This window comes from Cognatilysobacter lacus, from assembly GCF_008274655.1.
In the GTDB taxonomy this organism is placed as follows: Bacteria; Pseudomonadota; Gammaproteobacteria; order Xanthomonadales; family Xanthomonadaceae; genus Cognatilysobacter; species Cognatilysobacter lacus.
Genome location: NZ_VTRV01000105.1, coordinates 1 through 9,401 on the forward strand (window position 1 = coordinate 1; position 9,401 = coordinate 9,401).

Consider the following 9,401-nt stretch of genomic DNA (forward strand, 5'->3'; position numbering starts at 1 on the left):
GGAGCCCTGGGGCCCCCGCGGGATGTGGGCCGGGCTGATCGCCGGCCTGGGGGTGGCGGCATTCCTGCTCGCCCGCCGCTTCGCGCGATCCAGCCGGCCCGAGCGCATCCAGCGCCTGACCCCCGGGCAGGAGGACCCGGTGACCTCCGGGACATGACCGTCCGCGTGCGTCCCGTTACCCTGTACCTGCATCTTTCCGAGACAAACCCCCGATGAATCCGACCCGCCGCGGCCCGATCGCAGGCTTTTTCGTTGGCCTGTGGGACGTGATGAATTTCACGCGCCGGCTGATCCTCAACTTCGTCTTCTTCGGCCTCGTGCTGCTGTTCGCGTTGCTGTTCCTGGCATCGCTCGCGGGAGGTAATGCGCACCCGCTGCTGGGCCGCACCACGCTGGTGATCGCGCCGGAAGGCCAGCTCGTCGAGCAATACACCTCCGATCCGATCAGCCGCACGCTCGAGCGCGCCGCCGGCGGCCGCCACGGCGAACTGCAGCTTCGCGACGTGCTGCGCGCACTGGAAGCCGCGCGCACCGACAAGAACATCGAGCGCGTGTTCCTGCACGTGGACGAACTGCAGGCCGGCGGCATGGCGTCGCTGCGCGAGGTTGCCGATGCGATCGCACGCGTGCGCGCCGCGGGCAAGCCGGTGATCGCGTTCTCCGAGCAGATGGACCAGAAGCAGTACCTGCTCGCCGCCCAGGCCAACGAGGTCTACCTCGACCCGATGGGGCAGGTGACGCTCGAAGGCCTGTCGCGCTATCGCCAGTATTTCCGCGAAGGCCTGCAGGACAAGCTCGGCGTCGACGTGCACCTGTTCAAGGTCGGCACCTACAAGTCCGCCGCCGAGCCCTACATCCTCGACGCCGCGTCGCCGGCATCGAAGGAAGCCGACCTGTTCTGGATGAACGATGTATGGCAGCGCTACCTCGGCGACATCGCCAAGGTGCGCAAGGTCGACGTCGCGCAGCTCACCAACAACGTCAACACGCTGCCGCAGGCCGTCGCCGCGGCACAGGGCGACCTGGCCAAGCTCGCGCTGTCGCAGCACCTGGTCGACGGCCTGAAGACGCGCCAGGAAGTGTGGGACGTGCTGCGCGCCAAGGGCGTGGCCGACGACGACGCGACCGGCGGTTTCCGGCGCATCGAGCTCGACGATTACGTGGCGCACCTCGACAAGGGCATCGAAAGCGTGATGCCGTCGAAGCATGTCGCGGTCGTCGTGGCTGAAGGCGAAATCGCCGGCGGCGACGCCCCCGCGGGCAAGGTCGGCGGCGAATCGACCAGCGCGCTGCTGCGCGAGGCGCACGACGACGACAACGTCGCCGCGGTGGTGCTGCGCGTCAACTCCCCGGGTGGCGAGGTGTTCGCGTCCGAGCAGATCCGTCGCGAAGTCGAACGACTCGAGGCCGCGCACAAGCCGGTGGTGGTGTCGATGGGTGACGTCGCCGCGTCAGGCGGCTACTGGATCAGCATGAATGCCGATCGCATCTATGCGGATCCCTCGACGATCACCGGTTCGATCGGCATCTTCGGCGTGATCCCGACCATTCCGCGCGCGCTGGAAAAGATCGGCGTGCATACCGACGGCGTCGGCACCACGCCTTATGCCGGCGCGTTCGATATGACGCGCCCGCTCGACCCCGTCGTGGGCGGCATGATCCAGTCGGTGATCGAGAAGGGCTACCGCGACTTCACCGGGCGCGTGGCACGGGCACGCGGTCGCAGCGTCGAGCAGATCGATTCGATCGCGCAGGGTCGCGTGTGGAGCGGCGCCCAGGGCATGCAGCGCGGCATCGTGGATGCGATGGGCGGCCTGCAGGTGGCGCTCGACGATGCGGCGCAGCGCGCCAAGCTCGGGAAGCATGGCGAATACTCGGTGCGCTACATCGAAAAGACGCCGACGCCGTTCGAGAAGTTCTTCCAGGGCATGGCGCAGAGCCGGATCGGGCTTGGCCTGCTGCGCGAGTCGGACATGGCGCGCGCACTGCTCGCGTACGCGGCACCGCAGGCCGCGCGCGACCTGCAGTTCCTCGAAGCCTCGGCGAACGATCGCCACGGCAGCCCGGTCAAGGCGGTGGCGTACTGCTTCTGCGGCCTCTGAGTCCGCACTGAACGACGCATGCGAAGGCGGCCCAGGCCGCCTTCGTAGTGTGCGCATGGCCCCGCGCCGACGTGGCAATGACAGGCCGGCGCATAGGCTTGGGGAATCACCCGGGCCACAGAGTCCCATGCCGTCCCGAAACGAAGGGCCCGCCAGCGCGGCCGACCTGGCTCTGCATCGCCTCGACGTGCTCGCCCGGGCCGGTGAAGTGCTCGCCTCTTCGCTCGATTACGAAATCACCCTGCAACACGTCGCGCAGCTGTGCGTACCCGAGCTCGGTGACCTGTGCGTGGTCGACGTGGTCGAGAACGGCGTGCTGCGCCGCGTCGCCACCGCGCACGTGCTGCCGCAGAAACGTTCGCTGGTCCACCAGATGACGCTGCGCAATCCGCGCCCCGGTGAGTCACCGGCGCCGGCCGGGCGGGTGCTGGCATCGGGTGCCAGCGAGCGGCTCGACGTGGTCACGCCGGATGTCGTCGCATCGCACACCAAGGATGCCGAGCACGCAGCACTGATCCGCGCGATCGGCATGCGCTCGCACGTGGCGGTTCCGATGCGCGCGCACGGCGATGTCATCGGCGTGCTCAGCGTCGGCATCACCGAGACCGACCGTCGCTTCGACGACGCCGACCAGCGACTCGTCGAGGAAATCGCCCGGCGCGCGGCGTTCGCTGTCGAAAACGCGCGGCTCTATCGCAGCGCGCAGGCGGAGATCGCGCGCCGCGAGCAGGCCGAGGCCGCGCTGCAGTTGTCCGAGCAACGCTTTCGCGCGATCACCGAGCAGTCGCCGCTTTCGACGCAGCGCCTGTCGCCCGATGGCCGCACGATCAGCGTCAACGCCGCCTGGGAACGCCTGTGGGGCCTGACCGCCGACGTGCTCGGCGACTACAGCGTGCTGACCGATCCGCAGCTCGAGGAAAAAGGCATCACGCCGCTGCTGCGGCTGGCGTTCGCCGGCACGCCGACCGCGTTGCCGGTGATTCCGTACGACCCCACGGTGTCGGTGGCGGGCGCCGATGAACGCGACGACGCCACGCGCTGGATCGGCGCCTATGCCTACCCGGTGCGCGACGACGAGGGCGCCATCCGCGAAGTCGTGCTTGTGCATCAGGACGTCACCGACACGCGCCGTGCGGAATCGAAACTGCGCGCCAGCGAGGACCGCCTCAACCGCGCACTCGCGGCCGGCGAACTGGTGGTGTGGGACTGGGACCTCGCGACCAACCGCGTCGAGTGCTCGCAGAACGCCACGAATTTCTTCGGCATCGACATGGGCCAGCTCGGCGCCTTCCTCGAGGTGATCCACCCCGAGGACCTGCCGCGGGTGAAGGCTCTTGCCGCGCGCGCGCTCGAGACCGGCATCTTCGACCGCATCGAGTACCGCCTGCGCCGCAGTGCCGGACGCCCGCGCTGGATGCAGTCGCGCGGGCATGCCGAGTTCGACGACGACGGCCGCGCGGTGCGGATGCTCGGCGTCACCGTCGATGTGAGCGACCGCCGGATCGCGGAGGAATCGGTCCGCGTGCTGGCCGACGCCGGCGAGATCCTTGGTCGTTCGCTCGATTACCAGGCCACGCTTGGAAACCTCGCGCGGGTCGTGGTGCCGCGGGTCGCCGACTGGTTCGCGGTAGACCTGCTCACCGAGGACGGCGAACTGGAGCGCGTGTCCGTGCATCACCCGGATCCGGCGCGCGTCGCCATTGCGCGCGAAGTGTTCGAGCGTTACCCGCCGCGCCGGGGCGCCGGCGCGTGGAAGGTCATCGAGACGCGCACACCGGACTGGACGGCCGACATTCCGAGGCGGCTGATCGAGCAGGGCGCGGTGGATGCCGATCACGCGCGCCTGCTGCTGAGCCTGGACCTGCATTCCTACATCACCGTGCCGCTGGTGGCGCGCGACACCGTGATCGGCGTGCTCACGCTCGTGCATGCCGAGAGCGGGCGTCGTTACGAGCGCGCGGACGTCGCGCTGGCGCTGGAACTCGCGCGGCGCGCCGCGAGCGCAGTGGACAACGCGCGTCTGTACGCCCAGCTTCAGGACGAACACCGGCGCAAGGACGAATTCCTCGCGACGCTCGCGCATGAACTGCGCAATCCACTGGCGCCGATCCGCACCGGCCTGGCCCTGCTGCAGGCCGACGGCGACGCGACTCGCAATGCACGCACGCGCGCAATCATGGAGCGCCAGCTCGCGCACATGGTGCGGCTGATCGACGACCTGCTCGATCTCTCGCGCGTGACTCGCGGCACCATCGGTCTTCAGCGTCGACTGGTAGACGTCGGCGGGCTGGTGGCGAGCTCGGTCGAAGCGAGCCGCCCGCTGATCGATGCGGCGGGCCTCACGCTCAAGCTCGACATGGATGCGCGGCACGTGGTGCTGGACGCCGACGAAGCCCGGCTTTCCCAGGTGTTGACCAACCTGCTCAACAACGCGGCGAAGTTCACCCCGCGCGGCGGGCTCATCACGCTTCGCACTGCGCTGCACGGCGCGCGCGTGCGCATCGAGGTCGGCGACACCGGCATCGGGCTGGCCGCTACCCAGCTCGAGTCGATCTTCGAGATGTTCGCGCGCGGCGTGGAATCCGGTGCGTACGGCGGGCTCGGCATCGGTCTCACGCTCGCGCGTCGCCTGGTCGATCTGCATGGCGGGCAGCTGTGGGCCGAGAGCGATGGCCCCGGCCGCGGCAGCCGTTTCATCGTGGAATTGCCGGTATCGGCCCAGCGCGTCGAAGCCGCGCCGATCGATGCCGTGCCGGACGTTTCGCCGCTGCGTCGAGTGCTGGTGGTGGATGACAACGTCGACGCCGCGCAGACGCTGGCGGCATTGCTCGCCCTCGATGGCCACGAAGTGCGTTGCGCGTTCACGGGGGATGCGGCGCTGGCGCTGCTCGACGAGTTCCACCCGGACATTGCTTTTCTCGACATCGGCCTGCCCGGCATGAGCGGATATGACCTCGCCCGCCACCTGCGCGCCGATGCACGCGCGGCGCAGGCGCGTCTCGTCGCCGTCACCGGTTGGGGACGCGAGCAGGATCGCAGCCAAGCGCGCGGCGCGGGATTCGATGCACACCTGACCAAGCCGGTCGATCCGGCCGCCGTGCTGGCACTGCTCGCGCGCTGACGCACCTGTTCGCGCGCTGAACGCATCGGGCGTTTAACGCCGCGCTTCACGCCTCCGAGTGCCGCTTGACGCGAGATTGCATTGAACACCACGGAAGCGCCTGCACGCGCGCACTAATTCATATGGACCAGGGCAATGCCATCCTCATAGTCGAGGACAATGCGGACATCCGTGAAGTCTTCCGCACGCTGTTCGAGCTGGAAGGCTTCGACGTGCACGTCGCCGAGAACGGCGAGGACGCGCTGCATCGCCTCGACGACGACCACATCGAACCGTTCCTGATACTGCTCGACCTGTCGATGCCGGTGATGGACGGCTGGTCGTTCCTCGACGTGCTGCACCGACGCAACGACACCGAGCGCTTCCCGGTCACCGTGCTGAGCGCCAACGTCGATCCGGTGCAGACGCGCGAGCTCAAGGCGCGCTATGGATGCCGCGTGCTGCGCAAGCCGGCATCGGTCGAGGCGCTGCTCGGCATCGCCAACGCATGCCGCGAGCAGGGCCGCGCACAGTCGCCGCCGCGTGGCCCGGGTCAGTGATCAGGCGCCGGATCGGTCGCAGCGTCGATCTGCGCCTGTTGCGCGCTAGCCGCCGCGTCGACCACGGCCTGGGTGTCCTTCGCCCGCTGTAGCGGTTCACGCATGGCGCGCTCGAGGTCGTCGTGCCGGGCCAGGGCCTTGGGTTCGACGGGCTTGTCCTTGTCGGGCAACGCCGGCTTCGAGCAGGCGGCGAGCAGGACCACGGCGACCAACACGACGGGCAGGCGACACATGGGCGGTCTCCGGCGGACGGGGGCGTTCCCGCGACGGCTATCCTACGCGCCACCCCGCCGGAGGCTGCATGGACGATCCACGCTGGAGACTCGACGGGCGCCTGGCCCTGGTGACCGGTGGCAGCGCGGGTATCGGCCGCGCGATCGCGCATGAACTGCTGGGCTTCGGCGCGGACGTGATGCTCGCCGCGCGCGACGGGGATTCGCTCGACAGCGCGCGCTCGGAACTCGCCGACGAATTCCCCGATCGCCTGGTGATGGCGTTCACCGCCGACGTTGGCGTCGACGAGCAGCGCCGGGAGCTGCTCGACTGGGTCGAGGACCAGGGCGAGGGCCAGCTCGACATCCTGGTCAACAACGCGGGCGGCAACCTCAGCAAGCCCGCGACCGACTACGCCGACGACGAGTGGCGGCAGATCTTCGAGGTGAACCTGTTCTCGGCGTTCGAGCTCTCGCGCTATGCGCATCCGATGCTCACGCGCCATCCGCGCTCGTGCATCGTCAACGTGGGCAGCGTGTCCGGAATCACCCACGTGCGCACCGGCGCGCCCTACGGGATGGCCAAGGCCGCGCTGCACCAGATGACCCGCAACCTCGCCGTCGAGTGGGCCGAGGACGGGCTGCGCGTGAACGCGGTGGCGCCCTGGTACATCCGCACGCGGCGCACGTCCAGCAAACTGGCCGATCCCGACTATCTCGACGACGTGCTGATGCGCACCCCGCTGGGGCGCGTGGGCGAGCCGGAGGAAGTCGCGGCCGCGGTCGCGTTCCTGTGCCTGCCGGCGGCGGGCTACATCACGGGCGAGTGCATCGCGGTGGACGGCGGAATGCTGCGCTACGGGTTCTGATCGCCGTCCCGATCGCCACATATCGAAAAGCGCCCCGCAGGGCGCTTTTCACAAGGCGGGCCGGCCGTCGGTCACTCGTGCCCGCGGCCTCCCTGACTTCCTTCCTGGTTGGCCTGGTTCCCGCCGCGGTTTCCGCCGCCCGAGGCTTCACCGCCCTTGCGGCCGATCGCCGCCATGTGCTCGCGGTCCTGGCTGACCGCTTCGCCGCCCTTGCGCGCGATCTCGCGTTGCTCGCGCGGGTCCATTGCCGCGAAGCCGCGATTGCTGCGGCCTCCGCTGCTGCCATCGTTGTTGTTCGCCATGTCCATTTCCTTTTCTGCGACGTGGGGTCGCGTGGGGGTAAGGGTCGGTCTGTCTTCGCGGACCTGCGCCGTGGGCTTCCACTGCTCGATCCAGGGTCGACGCTAGACCCACTGCCGTTAGCAGGCGGCTTTGGCGTGGTGAAAGCCCAACTAACGTGATTCAGCTGTTTCAGTCAGCGAAGGGGCGCGTGAGCGCCTTCGGCGCGTCATCACGCGGGCGCGGCTGTCGCGATCACGCGTGCGGTGGTACACCGTCGGCCATGCTGAACATGCCTTTCGACGAGGACGGCGACACGCCGTCCTCCACGCCTTCGTCCCCCACCACGCCCTTTCCGATCCTCCGACGTCCTGTCGTCCGGCTTGTGCTCGCCGCGCTGGCGGCGCTGGTGTTGCTGTTCGCGTGGGCGGCGTGGCGGCTGCCGCTCGACCGCGCGCTCGAGCCCTTGCCCGATCCCACGCTGGTGCTGGTGGACCGCAACGGGGTGGACTTCGCCAAGCGGGGCGCGGTGAAGGAGCCTCCGGTCGACGTGCGCACCTTGCCCGCGCACGTCGCCGGCGCGGTGATCGCGATCGAGGACCGGCGCTTCTACCACCACTTCGGCGTCGACCCGCGTGGCGTCGCTCGCGCGCTGCTGCGCAATTACCGCGCGGGCGGGGTGCGGCAGGGGGGCAGCACGATCACCCAGCAGCTCGCCAAGACCGCCTTCCTCGAGCCCGACCGCACCTTTCGCCGCAAGATCCGCGAGGCGCTGATCGCGGTCTACCTCGAAACAAGGTTGAGCAAGGACGAGATCCTCTCGCGCTACCTGAGCTCCATCTACTTCGGCGACGGGGTCTACGGCCTTCGCGGCGCCGCGCACCACTACTTCGGCAAGGAGCCCGAAGCGCTGTCGATCGGCGAGTCCGCGATGCTCGCCGGGATGATCAAGGCGCCGTCCGCGCTGTCGCCCACGCATGACCGCAAGGCCGCGCTGAAGCGCATGCGCGTGGTGCTCGCGGCGATGGCCGATGCCGGCGTGATCACCAAGGCGCAGGCCGATGCCGTGCGCGACCCGCACGTGCTGGCGTCCAACGAGCGCCTGACCGGCGGCACCTGGTTCGCCGACTGGGTCGCCCCGCAGGCGCGCGAGGCCTTCGATGCCGACTACGGCGAGGTCCGCGTGCGCACCACGCTCGACGCGCGCATGCAGAAGCTCGCGATGCAGACCGTGCGCCACTGGCTCGCGGGCGAAGGCCGGCGCGTCGGTGCCTCGCAGGCGGCGCTGGTTGCGATGACGCCCAACGGCGAGGTGCTGGCGCTGGTCGGCGGGCGTGACTACGCCGCCAGCCAGTTCGACCGCGCCACGCAGGCGCGCCGGCAGCCGGGCTCGGCCTTCAAGTTGTTCACGTATTACGCAGCGCTGCGGCGCGGCTCCACCCCGGACTCGCTCATCGACGACTCCCCGCTGAAGATCGGCAAGTGGTCGCCGGAGAACTACGACGGGCGTTACTCGGGGCTCATTCCGTTGCGCGACGCGTTCGCGCGGTCGAGCAACGTCGCCGCCGCCCGGCTCGCGCAGCAGGTCGGTCCGCAGGCCGTGGTGCAGGCCGCGCGCGACCTCGGCGTCACCAGCCCGCTGGGCACCGACCCGTCGATCGCGCTCGGCGCCTACGAGGTGACGCTGCTCGAGCTCACCTCGGCCTACGCGGCATTCGCGCACGGCGCCGCGCCGATCACGGCGCATGGCCTGCCGGGCGCGGCCGTCGCGCCGCCGGTCCCGATGGACCCGAACGTGCGCGCGATGATGCTCGACATGCTCTGGCAGGTCGTCGATCGCGGCACCGGCCGCGCGGCACGGCTCGCGAACCTGCCCACGTTCGGCAAGACCGGCACCACGCAGGAGCATCGCGACGCGCTGTTCGTCGGCATGGCCGGCGACCTGGTGGTCGGCATCTGGGTCGGCAATGACGACGGCACGCCGATGAAGCACGTCACCGGCGGCTCGCTGCCGGCGCGCATCTGGCACGACTTCATGACCAGTGCGGTGCGTATCGCGCCCTCGGGCGGCGCCTTGATGCGTCCGCTGCGGGCGCTGCCCCCGGTTGCGGTGCCGGACGAGTCGATGGTCGGCGGCGAAGGGGCCGTGCTCCCGGAACCCGCCTACGAAGGCGATGGCACGGACGGCAGCGAGCCGCCTCCGGATGAATCCGCGCTGCCGCCGGAAGCGACCGACGAGGAAGGCACCCCGCCGCCCGAGCCGCCGGTCGACGCCGAGC

Annotated in this window: 7 protein-coding genes; 5 read left to right on the forward strand and 2 right to left on the reverse strand. The window is 69.7% G+C overall.

Translation table 11 applies throughout. The annotated features are described in order from the left end of the window. Positions 1 to 212 precede the first annotated feature (212 nt). The 3 genes from sppA to FW784_RS09795 all read left to right on the forward strand — a co-directional run bounded on the left by sppA (position 213) and on the right by FW784_RS09795 (position 5,762). Entirely contained in the window at positions 213 to 2,102 is a 1,890-nt protein-coding gene (sppA, locus tag FW784_RS09785; RefSeq protein WP_149353162.1) for a signal peptide peptidase SppA, read from the forward strand. 127 nt (positions 2,103 to 2,229) lie between these two features. Next, positions 2,230 to 5,223: an ATP-binding protein gene (locus FW784_RS09790; protein ID WP_187770761.1), complete on the forward strand. Its 2,994-nt coding sequence runs from the start codon at positions 2,230 to 2,232 to the stop codon at positions 5,221 to 5,223. 122 nt (positions 5,224 to 5,345) lie between these two features. Then, positions 5,346 to 5,762 (forward strand): response regulator, encoded by a 417-nt coding sequence (locus tag FW784_RS09795; protein ID WP_149353164.1) that lies wholly within the window; start codon positions 5,346 to 5,348, stop codon positions 5,760 to 5,762. Here FW784_RS09795 and FW784_RS09800 read toward each other — a convergent pair. Continuing rightward, entirely contained in the window at positions 5,756 to 5,995 is a 240-nt protein-coding gene (locus FW784_RS09800) for a hypothetical protein (RefSeq protein ID WP_149353165.1), read from the reverse strand. The two genes, FW784_RS09795 and FW784_RS09800, sit on opposite strands and share 7 nt — an antisense overlap. Positions 5,996 to 6,063: 68 nt before the next feature. Here FW784_RS09800 and FW784_RS09805 point away from each other — a divergent pair, with 68 nt between their 5' ends. Beyond that, a complete protein-coding gene (locus FW784_RS09805; protein WP_149353166.1) occupies positions 6,064 to 6,843 on the forward strand; it encodes an SDR family oxidoreductase in 780 nt (259 codons plus the stop codon). Positions 6,844 to 6,914: 71 nt separating this feature from the next. On the opposite strand, the gene FW784_RS09810 is transcribed toward FW784_RS09805, so the two are convergent. Then, positions 6,915 to 7,145, reverse strand: coding sequence for a KGG domain-containing protein (locus FW784_RS09810; RefSeq protein ID WP_149353167.1), 231 nt, complete (start codon positions 7,143 to 7,145; stop codon positions 6,915 to 6,917). Positions 7,146 to 7,405: 260 nt separating this feature from the next. Between FW784_RS09810 and FW784_RS09815 the strand changes: the two genes are divergently transcribed. After that, positions 7,406 to 9,401, forward strand: a 1,996-nt coding sequence (locus tag FW784_RS09815; RefSeq protein ID WP_149353168.1) for a transglycosylase domain-containing protein, incomplete at its 3' end; no start/stop codon positions are given.